Source organism: Hyphobacterium sp. (assembly GCF_965217055.1).
In the GTDB taxonomy this organism is placed as follows: domain Bacteria; phylum Pseudomonadota; class Alphaproteobacteria; order Caulobacterales; family Maricaulaceae; genus Hyphobacterium.
This window is the reverse complement of record NZ_OZ244227.1, coordinates 58,686-75,050: the sequence shown is the minus strand read 5'-3', so window position 1 is coordinate 75,050 and position 16,365 is coordinate 58,686. Positions and strand designations below refer to the sequence as shown.

Sequence of the window (16,365 nt, the reverse complement as noted above, 5' to 3'; positions counted from 1 at the left end):
CAATCCCGCTGTGCGGTGGCAGCTGGTAAACGAGACGTTAACCGAAGCGGTGTGGCCTCGGCACCATGGGTCGAAGTACCGCCAATTCCGCCAGCCCGCTTGTTGCGGGGTTTCTAACCGCCGCCATGTTTGTGGCCGGGGCAGGGGCCTATGAGGTGGGACGAAACAGCACCGCCGCAACCGCAATCCAAGCGCCGGGGCAGGATGCCGGATTGCCGCTCCCCGTAGCGCTCCCGGTCCAGCCGGCCATGCCCGAGAGCCCGGTACAGCCGGTCAGCGACCCGCGGCCGCTTGTCGTGTTGGTGATCGACGATGCCGGCATAGATCCGCAACTTACGCAGGCGGCGATGGACCTGCCGGTCGCGCTGACCTTTTCCTTTCTACCCTATGCAGCGGCCACGCCGGAGCTCGCGGCAGAAGCCGCCGCACGCGGCAATGACGTCTTCCTGCACATGCCAATGGAGCCCGTCGGCCTCGAGGATCCCGGACCCGGTGCCCTGACGCGCCATCTCCCGCCGGACGTCCTTGCAAGCCGGGTGGAACGCGCCCTGGCGCAGGTTCCCGGCGCAATCGGGCTCAACAATCACATGGGCAGTGCCTTCACGGCTGATACGCCCGCCCTGCAAGCAGTTTTCAACGCGCTTTCGGATCGCGACCTCGTCTTTCTCGATTCGCTGACGACAGGACGCAGCCGCGCGGCCCGCGTCGCGCGTGAAGCCGGCCTCTTGGCTCTGCAGCGCGACATATTCATCGATCACGAACCGGGCACCGAAATCGCGGCCCTCGACGAGATGGCCGACATGGCCCGTCGCGAAGGGGAAGTCATCGCCATCGCCCATCCGCGGCCGGGCACCATCGCTGCCCTCTCGGCCTGGCTCGCCGACCCGGTGAATGCTGATGTTCGCTTTGTCACGATCCGCAGCTATATCGCGGAGCGCCCCCTGGATCAGACGATGGTATCAAACGAAGCGGTGAGCCTGCTCGGCAGCCCGGAATAGCGCGCGCGCCTTGTTGTGGCATTCCTGCAATTCGGAATCCGGGTCGGAATCGAGAACGATGCCGGCGCCGGCCTGGACGTGCATCCGGCCGTCCTTGATGAGGGCGGTACGCAAGGCAATCGCCATGTCCATATTCCCGTCGGCACTGAAATAGCCGGCTGCGCCAGCATACAGGCCGCGGCGGTGGGGTTCGATTTCGTCGAGAATCTGCATGGCGCGGACTTTCGGCGCACCTGATACGGTGCCGGCAGGAAATCCCGCAAACAGTGCCGACACGGCATCTTCGCCGGGTGCAATATCGCCTTCGACGTTCGAGACAATGTGCATGACATGGCTGTAGCGCTCGACAATCTCGCGCTCGGTGATGCGGATGGTCCCGGCTTTCGCCACCCGTCCCACATCATTGCGTCCGAGATCGAGCAGCATCATGTGCTCGGCGCGCTCCTTCGGGTCTGCCAGGAGTTCGCGTTCCAGTTCGGCATCTGCCGCGGGCGAGGCGCCGCGCGGCCGCGTTCCGGCGATCGGCCTAACCGTCACCACGCCTTCGCGCAACCGGACCAGGATTTCAGGACTGGACCCTGTCACCGCGTAACCGGCGAATTGGAAATGAAACAGGAAAGGCGAAGGGTTGAGGCGCCTCAATGCGCGGTAGAAGGCGAAGGGCGGAAGCTCGAAATCCGTCGAAAACCGTTGACTCAACACGCCCTGGAAAATGTCGCCAGCCCGAATGTGATCCTGGATACGGCGGACGCTCGACCGGAAATCGTCAGGGTCGAAAGCCGAGACCGGCACGATATTGTGGGGCGCGCGAGGCGCGGAACGTTGCGGCGCTTCATCTAGACGCTGCAACAGAGTTTTCAGGCGCGCTTCGACCGCTTCCGTGTCGTCACCATCTGAGAGCCGCCCATAAGCGGTGATTTCCTGTTTCAGCGCATCGAAGACGATAATCGTGCGTGGCCGCATCAGCCGGGCTTCGGGAATGCAGGCCGGATCCGGCGCCTGCGTGTCCGGAAGAGGTTCGATCGCACGGATCAGATCATAGCCGACATAGCCGAACAGTCCGGCAGCGATTGATGGGGTCCCCTCGGCAAGCTCCATCGCAGAATCCGCGATCAGGCGCTTGAGCGACAGAATGGGATCAGCGTTTTCTGCCGTGCGCTCACCGCTTTCCGGATTTTCCAGATAGGCCGTGCCGTTTTCGACGACCCAGCTGACATCGGGATCAAGTCCGATGGCTGAATAGCGGCCACGATAACTGCCGCCTTCGACGGATTCGAGCAGGCAGGCATTTTCCGCGGAACCGGCGAGCGTCAGATAGGCTGCGACCGGTGTCGTCAGATCGTCAATTCGCGTGACAGAAACCAGGCCGCAATTGGGTTGGTGTCCGGACCGGACGCGGCTCACTGCAGCTGGTTCGGGTCAACGACGCCCAGCGCCTGATCGCGCAGATCAGTCTCGATCTGGTCGGCACTGAAGTCGAATTCGCGATAGAGCGCAGATACCAGGCTGCTGTCGATATCACCGCGATAGCCTTGGCTAAGAAAGTCATCGACCTGTGCGAGCACATCCGCTGAAGGCGCCTCGCCATCATGCGCATCGGCAACGCGGATGATCAGATGGGCACGGCCCGTTCCCGAACGTGTCGCTTCGGCTTCGCCAATATCCAGCGCGAAGGCGAGACCGACGACCTGCCGGTTGAAAAGGTCCGATGTTTCGTTGCGGCGCAAGCTGGCCTGCTCGATCCGGAAATTCGGATTGGCATCGGCAATCGCATCAAAAGTCTGACCTTCCTCGACGAGCGCCAACACGTCTTCGGCAACATCTTCCAGGCGGGTATCGACTTCCTGCAGGCGCCAAACCGATTCCGCATCATCGCGGGCTTCATCGAGCGTGCGGAGCCGCGAATCGATCACTTCGTCGACGCGCACTGCGTAAAAGCTGCCATCGCCATAGCTCTGCAATTCGCTGTCGATAAGCGGTGGCCGCGCAAAAACGTCCGCCAGGATTTCCGGTTCCTGGAAAAATCCGAGCGCAAAACTTCCATCCTCGGCGCGGCCCTGCTCATCAACGGCCTGGAACATTTCAATCGGCAAGCCGGCGGCGATCGCCGATTCCTCGATCGAAAACCCATTTCCGCGGGCTTCTTCATACTCGCCGAGATCGCCATAAAGCAGGTCCTCCGCGGCCGCTTGCGCCAGGGTATTCCGGATGTCCTCGCGGCGATCTTCCAGCGTCGGAATTTCGTCTTCCTGGGCGTCTTCAACGACGATCGCAAACCAGTTGCCGAACCGGGTCTCGACCGCGAAGGCATCGCCTGCAGCGGCTTCGAACAAGGCATCACGTACGGCGTTGTCGGGCACCTGAAAGGCCTGGCGTTCCTCGAGACGCGAAGGCGCGTTGCCACCGAGATCGGCTGCCACCTCGGCTGGCGACATGTTCTCGGCAAGGCGATCTGCCGCCTGCTGCGCTGATTCCGCATCATCGAACGCGATCTGCGTGTAGGTGCGCGTGGCAGGGGTACCGATCGCGCCGGTTTCCAGCTCGTACTCGTATTGCGCAGCGATTTCATCCTCGGCGACTTCAACCGATTGCAGATAATCCTCGGGGCGCAGCCGGACCAGCGTGAAGGCGCGGCGCTCCGGAGCGGTGAAGAACTGCGGATTGTTCTCGATCGTCGCTTGAAGATCCTCGTCGGTCGGATCGCCGATTTCGCCGGCTGCAGCCGGCGAAATCACGATCGCTTCGATATCACGAATCTCTGACAGATAGCGGGTCAGGATGCTGCGATAGACGTCCGGGTGATCAATGCCCTCGAACAGGCTGCCGGTCATCTGGCGCAGAACCAGGTCATTGCGGATCTCGTTCTCGAACTGCCGTTCGCGCTGCCCCGATTGCCGCAGGAAATTCTGGTAGGCCAGGCGGTCGAAACCGCCGGTCAACGGATCGGTAAAGGCGCCGAAACCGCGGATCTCCTCGCGGATGGCGTCATCCGATGCCGCGATACCGAGTGACCGTGCTTGCGATCGCAGCATGGCATTCAGAACCAGCTGTCCGAGAACATCATCGCCAATGCCCTGTTCGCGCGCTTGTGCGTTGGTCAGCGTCGGGTTTTCCTGACGCTCGGTCTGCAGCCGCCTTTCGAAATTGATCCGGAGCTCCGAGACCGTGACCCGTTCGCCACCGACAGTGGTTATGGCATCTCCCGGTGCCCGGAAGACGTCATTTACGCCCCACAGTGCGAAGCTCGCGACGAGCAGGACGACGATCACCAGTGCGAAGGGTGATTTGACAGCATTGCGAACGGCAGAAAGCATTGACTTGGGCCCGGTAAATCAGCGTGAGTGCCGGAAACTAACGGCGGGATTCTCCTGCCGCAAGCGCGCCGTCATCTCGGTGCCAGCAACGTGAAGGGGCGGGGAGACCACAATGCAGCGCCGAAATCTGATTGCCGGAAACTGGAAGATGAATGGGCTCGGGCAGTCACTTGAATTCTTTGAGCAAATTCAGCAAGCCGTCGTGTCACGGCCGGATGTAGACGTCCTGATAGCGCCGCCCGCGACGCTGTTGCATCGGGCTGCCAGCCGTGCCGGACGTGTTTTGCTCGCCGGTCAGGACTGCCATGCAGCGGCCTCCGGCGCGCATACTGGCGACCTTTCGGCGGAAATGATCAGAGATGCCGGGGCGTCTCATGTCATCCTCGGCCATTCCGAGCGCCGGACAGATCATGGCGAATCCAGCGAAACCGTTCGAGCCAAGGCCGATGCGGCGCTGACGGCCGGACTTGTCCCGATCATCTGCGTCGGTGAGCAGGAAGCGGATCGACGCGCCGGCCGCGAACAGGAAATTGTCGGTGATCAACTCGATCACTCATTGCCGGACGGAGGGGAGTTCGTAATTGCCTACGAGCCGGTTTGGGCGATTGGGACCGGATTGACCGCCTCCGAGACGGATATCGCCAGCATGCATGTCTTTATCCGGGGCCGGATCGCGGACGGCGCGGCCAGGCGAATCCTGTATGGTGGGTCGGTGAAGCCGTGCAATGCGGCGTCCATCCTGGCGCTCGGCGATGTCGATGGCGCGCTCGTCGGCGGTGCAAGTCTGAAAGCCGCCGATTTCTCGCAAATCATTTCTGCAGCGGGATGAGTCGTTAACCACGCCGGGTAAGCGGCCATCAATCATTTTCTGCGAGGGTCATGGCCGGTTTCACTTGCGGGTAGGGTGCACTTCATGGCCGAGTTGGATTTCCAGCGAGCATCTGTGCTGCTGTTCGATCCCGTGCACGTAAACATCCGCACGACGCGTTACGCGCTGAATGAGATCGGTTTCAAGTCGATAGAAGCGTGCAGCACGATCGAGGATTTCCAGCGTCATCTGCGTGAGAACAGCTGGGATCTGATTGTCGCGGAATGCTCGCCGACCAAGGCCGACATCTTCATGCTTGTCCGCATGATCCGGCGTGGCGAAGCCACCCCCAACCCCTATGCCGTTATTGCGCTGACGTCCTGGACTCGCGACGGGGGGCATGTTCGCAAGGCCATCGAAAGCGGTGCCGACGATGTCATTGTGAGGCCGTTTTCGACACAATTCGCGGAAGACCGGATCAAGACCATGGTTCGCGACCGCAAGTGCTTCGTGGTCACCAGCGACTATGTCGGCCCCGACCGCCGCTCTGGCGATCGGCAGACCAGCGACGACCCGCGTGTTGACGTGCCGAATACCTTGCAGGCCAAGGTGGACGGCGACGAAGAAGCCTTGCGCGAAGCCTACCAGTCCATTCGCGAAGCAAAGAAGACGATCGAGGCCGAGCGTATTCGGCGTCTCGCCATGCGTGTCGTGATCTCTGCCGAATTGCAATTCGACGCCAAGGCAGGCCCGCCCCAGGATTTAGATCCTGCCGATCTCATGAAATCGGCGCGCGAACTGCGCGATCAGCTGGAGCAGGCAGGCAGGATGGAGGCGGTACAGATCGCCGAAGCACTCCTCGATCACGCACGCAATTTCCGCAATCCCGACGAGCGGACCGTCAAGAATTTCCGCATCGCCAAGGACCTCGCCATTGGTGTCTACGCAGCCTTCGCCGACGGTGAATCGATCGAAAAGGCAGAAGACGAGATCGCCAAGACAGTGAAGGCACTGCGCAAACGCCTGTCATCTGAAGCGCCCAGGAGTAGCGTTGACGACTTGCCTACGTTAAAAGCCGCCTCCATGTAGAGCGGTACCAACCGGCAAAGGCGGCGATCTGCCATGATGACAGTGCTTTTGATCATTCACCTATTGGTGTCCGCAGGGCTTGTGGGCGTTGTCCTGATGCAGCGTTCCGACGGCGGTGCGCTTGGCATAGGCGGCGGCGGCGCTGGCGGCGGCATGATGTCGAGCCGTGGCGCGGCGAGTGTGCTGACACGCACGACGACCTTCCTCGGCGCTGCTTTTTTCGCCAATTCGATTCTGCTGGCCATCGTCGCCGGAGTGGACGCGCAAGGGCAAAGCGTGTTTGACAATGTCGAAGAAGAAGCGCCGGTGCTCGAACTGACGATCGATGATGACGAGACGCCGTCCTTGCCCGACGACGAATAGTTTCAGCAGCAATTGATGACATTGGACGGCGATCCCGCTTTCGCCGGCCGCGAATCTGGGTTATTCAGAATTCCCATGCCGCGTTATATTTTTATCACTGGCGGCGTGGTCTCCTCACTTGGCAAGGGCCTCGCTTCCGCTGCACTGGGTGCGCTCCTTCAGGCGCGCGGATACAAGGTCCGTCTGCGCAAGCTTGACCCCTATCTGAATGTCGATCCCGGAACGATGTCGCCTTACCAGCATGGCGAGGTCTATGTCACCGACGACGGGGCGGAGACCGACCTCGACCTCGGTCATTACGAGCGCTTCACAGGCGTTGCCGCGGCGCAGAGCGACAACATCACCACCGGCCGGATCTACTCCACCATCATCGAGCGGGAACGGCGCGGTGATTATCTTGGCGCGACCGTGCAGGTGATCCCGCACGTGACTGACGCGATCAAGGAATTCGTTTTGTCCGATGCCGGTGATGTCGACTTCGTGTTGTGCGAAGTCGGTGGCACGGTCGGCGATATCGAGGGGCTGCCGTTTTTCGAATCGCTGCGCCAGCTCGGCCAGGAGCTCGGCCGCGACCAGGCCATCTTCCTTCATGTCACGCTTCTGCCCTACATCAAGGTCGCCGGCGAGATGAAGACCAAACCGACCCAGCACTCGGTCAAGGAGTTGCGGTCCATCGGCATCCAGCCGGACATTCTCCTGTGCCGCTGCGAACAGCCCATCGATCCTGGCGAACGTCGCAAGATCGCATTGTTCTGCAATGTGCCGGAGAGTGCGGTCATCGAGGGGCTGGATGCGGCCTCGCTCTATGACGTACCGCTCGATTATCACGCCAAGGGTCTCGATACCGAGGTGCTCAAGCGATTTGGTATCGACGATGCGCCGGATCCTGAACTGGATCGCTGGGAAGACATTTCCCGCACCATCCACGAGCCCGATGGCGAGGTCACGATCGGCGTTGTCGGCAAGTACACCGGATTGCTCGATGCTTATAAGTCGCTCAACGAAGCGCTCGCACATGGTGGCATCGCGAACAATGTTAAGGTTCGCCTGAAATGGCTGGAATCCTCACAATTCGAGAGCCCCGATACGTTCGCTCCCTTGGAAAACGTGCACGGCATTCTTGTGCCGGGCGGATTCGGCGAACGCGGTGCCGAAGGCAAGATCGCAGCCGTCCGTTTCGCGCGGGAACGCAAGATTCCGTATTTCGGCATCTGCTTCGGCATGCAGATGGCGGTCATCGAGGCGGCCCGCAATCTCGCCGGCCTGGCGAGCGCCAACTCCAGCGAATTCGGTCCCGCTGCGGAGCCGGTCATCGGGTTGCTGACGGAATGGACGCGCGGCAATGAAGTCGAACGCCGGGCCGCCGATGACGATCTAGGCGGAACCATGCGTTTGGGCGCCTACCAGGCCGTGCTGAAGGAGGGTTCTCGCGTCCGCGAAATCTACGGAAAGTCTGATATCGAGGAACGTCACCGTCACCGGTTCGAAGTCAATATCGGCTACCGTGACAGGCTGGAATCGGCCGGGCTGAAGTTTTCCGGCCTGTCACCCGATGGCGTCTTGCCGGAAATCGTCGAACTCGAGGACCATCCCTGGTTCATCGGCGTCCAGTTCCATCCGGAATACAAGTCGCGTCCATTCGAGCCGCATCCGCTTTTTGCCAGCTTCATCCGCGCCGCCGTCGAACAGAGCCGCCTGGTCTAGTTTTCTGCATCCGTTCAACCACGCGAGTGCATCATGCTAGTATGCATTTGTGCGCAGTGACGGGAGACAGGCATGAAAACTCCTCTAGCAGGCAGTCTGGCCGCCATCGTCGGGGCCAGCCTTGCCATTGCCCAGTCAGACAATCGTGAAGTCCGGATCCGGGATTATCAGCGCCTCGAAGCGGGCGGCAATTTCAATGTTGTCTTTGAACCCAACGCCGAGCCGTTGCTCCGACTTGAAGGCGACGCTGATGATATCGACGACATCGAGATCGACATGCGCGACGGCGAGCTGATCATACGCCAGCATCGGGGATTTCGCCGATTCTTTGGCGGTTACAGGTCGCTCGATGTCACGGTCTATCTTACTGCACCAGACGTCACCGCGTTCGATCTGTCGCGCGGCGTCGATGCCGAGATGACCGGCATAGACAGCAGCGAGCTGTCGATCAATGTTTCTACCGGGGCGGCCGCAACCTTTGCCGGCAGCTGTGGCCATGCAACCGTTAACGTCTCGACCGGCGCCGATCTCGATGGACGCAACTTTGATTGCGCCAGCCTGCGTGTAAACGCGTCCACGGGGTCCGATGCCATCGTCAATGCGCGCGATTCCCTGGTCGCGAATGTCTCGACCGGAGCGGATGTCAGGACCCTGACCAACCCTCGCGACCTGCGCATGAACACAAGCACGGGCGGTGACGTTCACATCGGTCCGCGCAGCTAGCAGGCGAACGCATTCTCGGCGGTTGCCTTATCGGCGAAGTGCAGGTATACGCGCCGGTCTTCGCAGGCGAGGGCCTGTGTCACGTGTTCATTTCAAGATCCGGAGAGACCAATGGCGGTCCCCAAGAGAAAAACTACCCCGTCCAAGCGTGGGATGCGTCGTAGCCACCACAAGCTGGCCAACCCGTCTTATGTAGAAGACAAGGATTCCGGCGAGCTGCGCCGTCCGCACCATATCGATCTGAAGACCGGTATGTATCGCGGCAAGCAGGTTCTGGAGCCGAAGGAAGACTAGGTCTCTTTCGCAGATCAGATTTAGTGAACGCGCGGGGCTTGCACCCGCGCGTTTTGCTTTTAAGAAGCCCTCCAAGCCGAAACACCGCTTGAAGGAGCGCTTCCATGACCGCCATCGTCGACATCATTGGCCGTGAAATCCTCGACAGCCGGGGCAATCCCACCGTCGAGGTCGATGTCGTGCTGGAGGATGGCAGCCTGGGTCGCGCGGCCGTACCCTCCGGAGCCTCGACTGGCGCCCATGAAGCCGTCGAGATGCGCGATGGCGGCGACCGCTACAATGGCAAGGGCGTGCGCAAGGCCGTCGAGGCCGTGGAGACAGAGATCTTCGACGCGATCGGCGGGATGGATGCGGAGCAACAACGCGACATCGATGATGCCCTGATCGCGCTCGACGGTACCGAAAACAAGGGTCGGCTGGGCGCCAATTCACTGCTTGGCGTTTCCATGGCTGTGGCGAAGGCCGCGGCGGATTCGCAGGGTCTGCCGCTCTATCGCTATATCGGCGGGATCAATGCCCGCGTCCTGCCCACGCCGATGATGAATATCGTCAATGGCGGCGCGCATGCGGACAATCCTATCGATTTCCAGGAATTCATGATCATGCCGGTCGGCGCGCCGAGCTTCTCCGAAGCGCTGCGCCAGGGCGTCGAAGTTTTTCACGCGCTGAAATCAAAGCTCAAATCCGACGGGCACAACACCAATGTCGGCGATGAAGGGGGTTTCGCTCCTAATCTGAAAAGCGCCGAGGCCGCGCTCGATTTCGTGATGGCCGCGATTGAGTCGGCCGGCTTCAAGCCGGGCGATGAAATCGCCCTCGCGCTTGATGTCGCCTCGACCGAATTCCACAAGGACGGGAAATATGTCCTCGAGGGTGCCGGTGAAACACACGACGCCGAAGCTTTCGCCGATTACATGGCAAAGCTGGTCGATAATTATCCGATCGTGTCCATCGAAGACGGCATGGCTGAAGATGACTGGGACGGCTGGGTCGCGCTGACCGAGGCGCTTTCCGGCAAGTGCCAGCTCGTCGGCGACGATCTTTTCGTGACCAATCCACTTCGGCTCGCAAAGGGAATCGAGATGGGCGCCGCATCCGCCGTGCTGGTCAAGGTCAACCAGATCGGCACGCTCACCGAGACACTGGAAACCGTGGAAATGGCGCTCCGCTCTGGCTATGGCGCCGTGATGAGCCATCGTTCCGGCGAAACCGAAGATGCGACCATCGCTGATCTCGCCGTGGCAACCGGCTGTGGCCAGATCAAGACCGGGTCACTGGCGCGTTCGGACCGCACCGCCAAATACAACCAGCTTCTGCGGATAGAAGCGCAACTCGGCGCGCAGGCGCTCTATGCCGGTGAAGATCCGATCGCGATGTGAGCTTGGGGAGACCGCTGCGGCGCGTATCCCGCTAGGCGCAACGCACGGCTTGCGCTAGCCGACATGCCATGGCTGAAATCATCCGCTTCCTCGTCAGTCATGGATGGATGATCATCCTGTTGATCCTGATCGGCGGGGCAGGCGGGCAGCGGGTTTTGCGTTGCGGGCCCCGCGAAACCGATTCGCGTAACCCTTGATTCACCCTGTTGCGGTTCAATGCCCGCTATCAAGACGCGGGAAAAACCGTGCTGTCAGGGTGAACAAGTGGGGCGCAGTATGCGATCCGTGAAACGACTTTTTCCATCTTTCCTCTTCGCCGCGATGATCGCCTATTTCGGCTATCACGCGCTCAATGGCGAGCAGGGCGTACTCAACTGGCTGGTCGTCCAGAACCAGATCAACGAAGCCGAGATTGAACTTGCCACTACCCGCGCGGAACGCGAGGCGCTGGAAGTTCGTGCGGCGCGTCTGCGCTCGGACAGCCTGGACCTCGACTATGTCGAGGAGCGCGCGACCGCTTTGCTGAATATTGCGCATCCCCGCGATTTCATCGTCGATATTGCCGCGCCCGAAGAGCGCTGATCCACGACTTTTGACCACAGTTTTCAGCTTGCCGTAAGCGGCAACTTCCTGTTATGGCCGGGCCAGACATCAGGGAGTGCGAATTTTATTCGCATGTGAAATATGGCCGCAAAACAACCGTCCAACCGCACCGTCGACACCGCATCCAAGCGCAAGAAGGGTCCGGACGCCAAGGTCACCAAGGCCGACTTGATGACCTATTACCGCGATATGCTGTTGATACGGCGCTTCGAGGAAAAGGCCGGCCAGCTCTACGGCATGGGATTGATTGCGGGTTTTTGCCATCTCTACATCGGTCAGGAAGCCGTCGTCGTTGGCGTCCAGGCGGCGCTCGAAGAGGGCGATCAGGTGATCACCGGTTATCGTGATCACGGCCATATGCTGGCGACCGGTATGGATCCGAACGGCGTCATGGCGGAGCTGACCGGCCGCGAGGGCGGATACTCGCGCGGCAAGGGCGGATCCATGCACATGTTCAGTCGCGAGAAGCAATTCTTTGGCGGCCACGGCATTGTCGGCGCGCAGGTGTCTATCGGCACCGGGCTCGCTTTCGCCGACCTCTACAAGGACAACAAGAAGGTTTGTGCCACCTATTTCGGCGACGGCGCGGCCAACCAGGGCCAGGTTTACGAGAGCTTCAACATGGCCAAGCTCTGGAATCTTCCTGTGATCTACATCATCGAAAACAACCAGTACGCCATGGGCACGTCGGTGAAGCGCGCCTCGTCTGAAACCCATCTCTACAAGCGCGGTGCGTCTTTCGGCATTCCAGGCGAGGAAGTCGACGGCATGGACGTCATTTCGGTGCGCGAGGCCGCTGCCAAGGCACGCAAGCATTGCGCCGAGGGGAAGGGGCCTTTCATCCTCGAGATGAAAACCTACCGCTACCGCGGCCACTCGATGTCGGATCCGGCCAAATACCGCACGCGCGAGGAAGTCGATGACATCCGCTCGCACCATGATCCGATCGAAGGGGCCAAGGAAAAGATCCTCAAGGCCAAATACGCCACCGAGGACGATCTCAAGAAGATCGACAAGGAAGTGAAGGCCATCGTCAGCGCATCGGCCGATTTCGCCAAGGAAAGCCCGGAGCCCGATCCGAAAGAACTCTGGACCGACGTGCTGGTGGAGAGCTAGCGCGTGTCGACTGTCCTCCGCTTCTTCGCGATTTTCATCGCCCTTAGCCTGGTCACCGAAGCCTTTGTGATCTGGTCCGGATTCTCACTCGAATCGGTGACCTTCATCATGTGTTCGGTCGGGCTGGCTGCGATCCTTACGCTGAAGTGGGAAGGCCGGCCGCTTACCGAACTCGGCTGGCATTGGGGCCCGGCGCGCTATCACTGGATGGCACTTGGCCTGCCAATCGTTTACGGGACCGTTGCTTATGGCCTGTCCGGCACGCTGGGTTGGACGACGTTTGCGACACCGGATTTGCAGTTGGCTTTTCGAGCCGATGGACCGCTCGCCCGATGGGACACGGCCTTCGCGCTGCTGCCGACAATCCTGTTCGTGTTTGCGGCCGGCGTGGTCAACGCCTATGCGCGGGCGTTGGGCGAGGAGATTGGCTGGCGCGGTTTCCTGACGCCGCGATTGACGCAGGCATGGGGGTTCGCACTGGCAACGCTGGTCACCGGGTTCATCTGGGGCATCTGGCATTTCCCGGGGCTTTTGTTCAGCGACTACAATGCCGGTGGCAATCCGCTGGTTGAAATGATGTCATTCCTCGTGATGGTCATCGCCCTCTCGGGCCCGATGGCTTGGCTTCGTTTGAAATCCGGCTCGCTCTGGACCGCGGCCACATTTCATGCGGCGCACAACGTCTTTATCCAGCGTGTTCTCGATCCGATGACCATGCGCGGCGAGGGCGAGGTCACGATGGTCAGCGAATTCGGAATAGTATTCGCCATCGTCGTCGGTCTGGTTTCCGCGCCGTTCTGGTGGTTGGGCATTCGAGAATTCAGAAAAGGATTACTGCCATGACCCCGACCGACTTTCTCACCAAATGGCACCATGCCGTTGTCAATCGCGATGCGGCCCTGATGGACCAGATCATTGCGGAGGGCTGTGAGCTGCACTCGCCCGTGGTCTGGAAACCGACCGCCGACAAGGCCTATCTCATTCACATCCTGCAAGGCGTCATCAATACGATTGACGGCTTCGCATATCGCGAGGAATGGGTGAAGGAAGGCGGGATCATTCTGGAATTCACCGGAACGGTGGCCGGCAAGAGTCTCGTTGGTATCGACAAGATCACGCTCGGCGAAGACGGCCGCATGGCTCGCCTCGAAGTGTTGATCCGCCCGATGAACACCTATCTCGAATTCGCCCAGCGCATGCGCGACCACGTCGCGACATTCAATTCCGTGAAGGAAACCGCGTGATGCCGCTTGAACTTTCTTACCTCGTTGCCGCCGTCTTTCTCTATTTCGGGATGATCATCGTGCAGGCGACTCTCGCCAATCTCGAGAACAATCCGGCAAAATTGGCGGGTGCCCGCGACGGGATCACCGACAAGGGCGTCATGCTTTGCCGGGCCCGTCGCGCGAACGCGAACATGGTCGAAGCCATGACAATGTTCGTGCCGCTCGTCCTTGTCGCTTATCTCACCGATAATCTGAACGACATGACCCAGCTCGGCTGCGGCCTGTTTCTCGCCGCCCGCATTATCTACGCGCCGCTCTACTGGTTCGGCATTCCCTGGCTGCGGACCCTTGTCTGGTTCGCCGGACTTGTCGGCACTGCCATGGTGGCGTTCCAAATCCTGCCCTTTACCGGAGCTAACTGATGCCGATTGAAGTCCTGATGCCGGCGCTCTCGCCCACCATGGAAGAGGGCAATCTGGCCAAATGGTTGGTCAAGGAAGGCGATACGGTCTCCTCTGGCGACGTCATTGCCGAAATCGAAACCGACAAGGCGACCATGGAGGTCGAGGCCGTCGAGGAAGGCAAGGTCGGCAAGCTGCTCGTCGCCGAAGGCACGGAGGGGGTCAAGGTGAACCAGCCGATCGCGGTCCTGCTCGACGATGACGAGGATGACAGCGCTGTGGATGGCTACACACCCGGCAGCGGCGCGGCTATTGACGAAGGAGGCGCCGATACCCAGGCGCAGAGCGCGTCCGACGAGAAGGTCTCGGCGACGCCAGCAATCGACGAGCGTCCGGCAATGATGCAGGAATTCACGGCCGACAGCGATCCCGAGATCCCCGAGGGCACCGACATGATCCCGACCACGGTCCGCGATGCGCTACGCGATGCCATGGCCGAAGAAATGCGCGATGACGAGACCGTTTTCGTGATCGGTGAGGAGGTTGCCGAATACCAGGGCGCCTACAAGGTCACGCGCAATCTCCTGCAGGAATTCGGGTCCAAGCGCGTTGTCGACACACCGATCACCGAGCACGGCTTTGCCGGGCTGGGCGTCGGTGCGGCATTCGGCGGGCTCAAGCCGATCGTCGAATTCATGACCTTCAATTTCGCCATGCAGGCGATCGATCACATCATCAACTCTGCGGCCAAGACGCTCTACATGTCCGGTGGCCAGATGGGCTGTCCGATTGTCTTCCGTGGCCCGAATGGCGCGGCCAGCCGTGTCGGGGCCCAGCACAGCCAGGACTATTCCTCCTGGTATGCGCATGCGCCCGGCCTGAAGGTGATCGCGCCTTATGACGCCGCGGACGCCAAGGGCCTCCTCAAGGCCGCCATCCGCGACCCGAACCCGGTGGTCTTCCTCGAGCACGAGCTGATGTATGGCGAGACGTTCGACGTGCCCGACCTCGAAGATTTCGTGTTGCCCATCGGCAAGGCGAAAATCCGCCGCGAAGGCTCGGACGTGACCATTGTAGCGCATTCGCGCATGGTCGGCTTCGCGCTGGAAGCCGCCGAGAAACTCGCTGGCGAGGGGATCGAGGCAGAAGTCATCGATCTGCGCACGCTGCGCCCGCTCGATACCGCGACCGTGATCGAGAGCGTTAAGAAGACCAATCGCATCGTCTGCGCCGAGGAAGGCTGGGGCCAGCATGGTGTCGGCGCCGAGATCGCGGCGGCGGTCACCGCCGAGGCCTTCGATTATCTGGACGCCCCGCCATTGCGCGTGCATCAGAAGGATGTGCCGCTGCCCTATGCTGACAATCTCGAGAAACTGTCCCTGCCGGGCCCCGAGGACATCATCGCCGCGGCGAAACAAGTGTGTTACGCGGATTGATGACGGACGCGATCAAACCCCGCAGCGGCGGCTGCCATTGTGGCGCGGTGCGCTTCACGGCTGATTTGCCCGACCAGATTGTCGGCTTGTCCTGCAATTGCTCGATCTGCGCGATGACCGGCTTCATCCATATCATTGTCGAGCCAGATCAGTTTCACCTGGAAAAGGGTGACGGCACCCAGACCGAGTACACGTTCAACACGCGCACAGCGAAACATCTCTTCTGTCCGGTTTGCGGCGTGAAGAGCTGGTATCATCCGCGGTCGCACCCGGGAAAGGTTTCGATCAATTTGCGCTGTTTCGACAGTGACCAGAACCTTTCCGGCCGCATCGTCGATTTCGACGGGGCCAACTGGGAGAAGAATGTCGAGCAGATCAATCCGGAGCTGGGCGAATGACGGAAGCGGATGTCCTTCCGCTCCTTGTGGAGTTCATGCACGTCCTTCTGGCGGGCATCACCATCTATTTCTCGATCGTGTCGGCCTATATCGCCGGACTCTACGTGTTTCTGGCGCGCGCCCATTTCGTCCTGAAGCTGGTCGCCTTCCTGTTCTTCTCGCTGATTTTCTTTTTCCTGATGCAGTTCAATTACGGTGCCGGTGTGTTCCAGCGTGGGCTCGTCGAAACGCTGGCGGAATTGCAGCAATCGGGTGTGGAACTGTCGCATGCCGGCCAGACCGCACTGGACTCCGCGCGCTCGGGATTGAACCAGAAAGTCCGCACCGTCATGTGGGTCGGGTCTGCCGCAACCTATGTCGCACTGTTCTTCCTGACCTTCCTCCACGACTGGAAATTCCTGATGGGAGAGTCCGCCGCCGACGCGCGATCGAGGAAAATCCGGTGAAGCAAGCCATGAAAACGATTAATCTGACACCGGTTGACGCGATGCGCCCGGTTTCTTCAAAGAGGTT

The 16,365-nt window shown here is 60.6% G+C and carries 19 protein-coding genes; 17 read left to right on the top strand and 2 right to left on the bottom strand.

Annotation, left to right across the window (positions count from 1 at the left end):
• Positions 1-65: 65 nt before the first annotated feature.
• Positions 66-998 carry a divergent polysaccharide deacetylase family protein gene (locus ACOOFN_RS00350; protein ID WP_420432530.1) on the top strand — a complete coding sequence of 311 codons (933 nt, stop codon included), beginning with the start codon at positions 66-68 and terminating at the stop codon, positions 996-998.
• Here ACOOFN_RS00350 and trpE read toward each other — a convergent pair.
• Both trpE and ACOOFN_RS00340 read right to left on the bottom strand, forming a co-directional pair.
• On the bottom strand, positions 960-2,402 hold the full coding sequence (trpE, locus tag ACOOFN_RS00345; RefSeq protein ID WP_420432528.1) for an anthranilate synthase component I: 1,443 nt from the start codon (positions 2,400-2,402) through the stop codon (positions 960-962). The genes ACOOFN_RS00350 and trpE overlap by 39 nt on opposite strands.
• Positions 2,399-4,312, bottom strand: coding sequence for a SurA N-terminal domain-containing protein (locus tag ACOOFN_RS00340; protein WP_420432526.1), 1,914 nt, complete (start codon positions 4,310-4,312; stop codon positions 2,399-2,401). Before ACOOFN_RS00340 ends, trpE begins: the two co-directional genes overlap by 4 nt.
• Positions 4,313-4,424: 112 nt before the next feature.
• Between ACOOFN_RS00340 and tpiA the strand changes: the two genes are divergently transcribed.
• The 16 genes from tpiA (at position 4,425) to ACOOFN_RS00260 (ending at position 16,298) form a co-directional block, all read left to right on the top strand.
• Positions 4,425-5,141, top strand: coding sequence for a triose-phosphate isomerase (gene tpiA, locus ACOOFN_RS00335; protein ID WP_420432524.1), 717 nt, complete (start codon positions 4,425-4,427; stop codon positions 5,139-5,141).
• 84 nt (positions 5,142-5,225) lie between these two features.
• Complete coding sequence (locus tag ACOOFN_RS00330; protein WP_420432522.1) at positions 5,226-6,209, top strand: response regulator receiver protein; 984 nt, start codon at positions 5,226-5,228, stop codon at positions 6,207-6,209.
• Positions 6,210-6,242: 33 nt separating this feature from the next.
• Complete coding sequence (secG, locus tag ACOOFN_RS00325; protein WP_420432520.1) at positions 6,243-6,572, top strand: preprotein translocase subunit SecG; 330 nt, start codon at positions 6,243-6,245, stop codon at positions 6,570-6,572.
• A 75-nt stretch (positions 6,573-6,647) separates the two neighbouring features.
• Entirely contained in the window at positions 6,648-8,276 is a 1,629-nt protein-coding gene (locus ACOOFN_RS00320; protein ID WP_420432518.1) for a CTP synthase, read from the top strand.
• Between the two features lie 72 nt (positions 8,277-8,348).
• Entirely contained in the window at positions 8,349-8,999 is a 651-nt protein-coding gene (locus ACOOFN_RS00315; RefSeq protein ID WP_420432516.1) for a GIN domain-containing protein, read from the top strand.
• A gap of 111 nt (positions 9,000-9,110) precedes the next feature.
• Positions 9,111-9,293 carry a 50S ribosomal protein L32 gene (gene rpmF, locus ACOOFN_RS00310; RefSeq protein WP_109260304.1) on the top strand — a complete coding sequence of 61 codons (183 nt, stop codon included), beginning with the start codon at positions 9,111-9,113 and terminating at the stop codon, positions 9,291-9,293.
• 104 nt (positions 9,294-9,397) lie between these two features.
• A complete protein-coding gene (eno, locus tag ACOOFN_RS00305) occupies positions 9,398-10,672 on the top strand; it encodes a phosphopyruvate hydratase (RefSeq protein ID WP_420432514.1) in 1,275 nt (424 codons plus the stop codon).
• Positions 10,673-10,740: 68 nt separating this feature from the next.
• Positions 10,741-10,869 (top strand): hypothetical protein, encoded by a 129-nt coding sequence (locus ACOOFN_RS00300; protein WP_420432512.1) that lies wholly within the window; start codon positions 10,741-10,743, stop codon positions 10,867-10,869.
• A gap of 88 nt (positions 10,870-10,957) precedes the next feature.
• Entirely contained in the window at positions 10,958-11,254 is a 297-nt protein-coding gene (locus tag ACOOFN_RS00295) for an FtsB family cell division protein (protein ID WP_420432510.1), read from the top strand.
• 102 nt (positions 11,255-11,356) lie between these two features.
• Positions 11,357-12,391 (top strand): pyruvate dehydrogenase (acetyl-transferring) E1 component subunit alpha, encoded by a 1,035-nt coding sequence (gene pdhA / locus ACOOFN_RS00290; protein ID WP_420432508.1) that lies wholly within the window; start codon positions 11,357-11,359, stop codon positions 12,389-12,391.
• A 3-nt stretch (positions 12,392-12,394) separates the two neighbouring features.
• Positions 12,395-13,234: a CPBP family intramembrane glutamic endopeptidase gene (locus ACOOFN_RS00285; protein ID WP_420432506.1), complete on the top strand. Its 840-nt coding sequence runs from the start codon at positions 12,395-12,397 to the stop codon at positions 13,232-13,234.
• Positions 13,231-13,635 carry a nuclear transport factor 2 family protein gene (locus ACOOFN_RS00280; RefSeq protein ID WP_420432504.1) on the top strand — a complete coding sequence of 135 codons (405 nt, stop codon included), beginning with the start codon at positions 13,231-13,233 and terminating at the stop codon, positions 13,633-13,635. The genes ACOOFN_RS00285 and ACOOFN_RS00280 overlap by 4 nt, the downstream gene beginning before the upstream one ends.
• Positions 13,635-14,039 (top strand): MAPEG family protein, encoded by a 405-nt coding sequence (locus ACOOFN_RS00275; RefSeq protein WP_420432502.1) that lies wholly within the window; start codon positions 13,635-13,637, stop codon positions 14,037-14,039. The genes ACOOFN_RS00280 and ACOOFN_RS00275 overlap by 1 nt, the downstream gene beginning before the upstream one ends.
• Positions 14,039-15,454: a pyruvate dehydrogenase complex E1 component subunit beta gene (locus ACOOFN_RS00270; RefSeq protein ID WP_420432500.1), complete on the top strand. Its 1,416-nt coding sequence runs from the start codon at positions 14,039-14,041 to the stop codon at positions 15,452-15,454. The genes ACOOFN_RS00275 and ACOOFN_RS00270 overlap by 1 nt, the downstream gene beginning before the upstream one ends.
• Positions 15,454-15,852: a GFA family protein gene (locus tag ACOOFN_RS00265; protein ID WP_420432498.1), complete on the top strand. Its 399-nt coding sequence runs from the start codon at positions 15,454-15,456 to the stop codon at positions 15,850-15,852. The genes ACOOFN_RS00270 and ACOOFN_RS00265 overlap by 1 nt, the downstream gene beginning before the upstream one ends.
• Positions 15,849-16,298, top strand: coding sequence for a hypothetical protein (locus tag ACOOFN_RS00260; RefSeq protein WP_420432496.1), 450 nt, complete (start codon positions 15,849-15,851; stop codon positions 16,296-16,298). Before ACOOFN_RS00265 ends, ACOOFN_RS00260 begins: the two co-directional genes overlap by 4 nt.
• Positions 16,299-16,365 lie beyond the last annotated feature (67 nt).

Coding starts and splice junctions, on each gene's coding strand:
- ACOOFN_RS00350 (WP_420432530.1), top strand. CDS start 66: ATGGGTCGAAGTACCGCCAATTCCGCCAGCCCGCTTGTTGCGGGGTTT.
- ACOOFN_RS00340 (WP_420432526.1), bottom strand. CDS start 4,312: ATGCTTTCTGCCGTTCGCAATGCTGTCAAATCACCCTTCGCACTGGTG.
- tpiA (WP_420432524.1), top strand. CDS start 4,425: ATGCAGCGCCGAAATCTGATTGCCGGAAACTGGAAGATGAATGGGCTC.
- ACOOFN_RS00330 (WP_420432522.1), top strand. CDS start 5,226: ATGGCCGAGTTGGATTTCCAGCGAGCATCTGTGCTGCTGTTCGATCCC.
- secG (WP_420432520.1), top strand. CDS start 6,243: ATGATGACAGTGCTTTTGATCATTCACCTATTGGTGTCCGCAGGGCTT.
- ACOOFN_RS00320 (WP_420432518.1), top strand. CDS start 6,648: ATGCCGCGTTATATTTTTATCACTGGCGGCGTGGTCTCCTCACTTGGC.
- ACOOFN_RS00315 (WP_420432516.1), top strand. CDS start 8,349: ATGAAAACTCCTCTAGCAGGCAGTCTGGCCGCCATCGTCGGGGCCAGC.
- rpmF (WP_109260304.1), top strand. CDS start 9,111: ATGGCGGTCCCCAAGAGAAAAACTACCCCGTCCAAGCGTGGGATGCGT.
- eno (WP_420432514.1), top strand. CDS start 9,398: ATGACCGCCATCGTCGACATCATTGGCCGTGAAATCCTCGACAGCCGG.
- ACOOFN_RS00300 (WP_420432512.1), top strand. CDS start 10,741: ATGGCTGAAATCATCCGCTTCCTCGTCAGTCATGGATGGATGATCATC.
- pdhA (WP_420432508.1), top strand. CDS start 11,357: ATGGCCGCAAAACAACCGTCCAACCGCACCGTCGACACCGCATCCAAG.
- ACOOFN_RS00280 (WP_420432504.1), top strand. CDS start 13,231: ATGACCCCGACCGACTTTCTCACCAAATGGCACCATGCCGTTGTCAAT.
- ACOOFN_RS00275 (WP_420432502.1), top strand. CDS start 13,635: ATGCCGCTTGAACTTTCTTACCTCGTTGCCGCCGTCTTTCTCTATTTC.
- ACOOFN_RS00270 (WP_420432500.1), top strand. CDS start 14,039: ATGCCGATTGAAGTCCTGATGCCGGCGCTCTCGCCCACCATGGAAGAG.
- ACOOFN_RS00265 (WP_420432498.1), top strand. CDS start 15,454: ATGACGGACGCGATCAAACCCCGCAGCGGCGGCTGCCATTGTGGCGCG.
- ACOOFN_RS00260 (WP_420432496.1), top strand. CDS start 15,849: ATGACGGAAGCGGATGTCCTTCCGCTCCTTGTGGAGTTCATGCACGTC.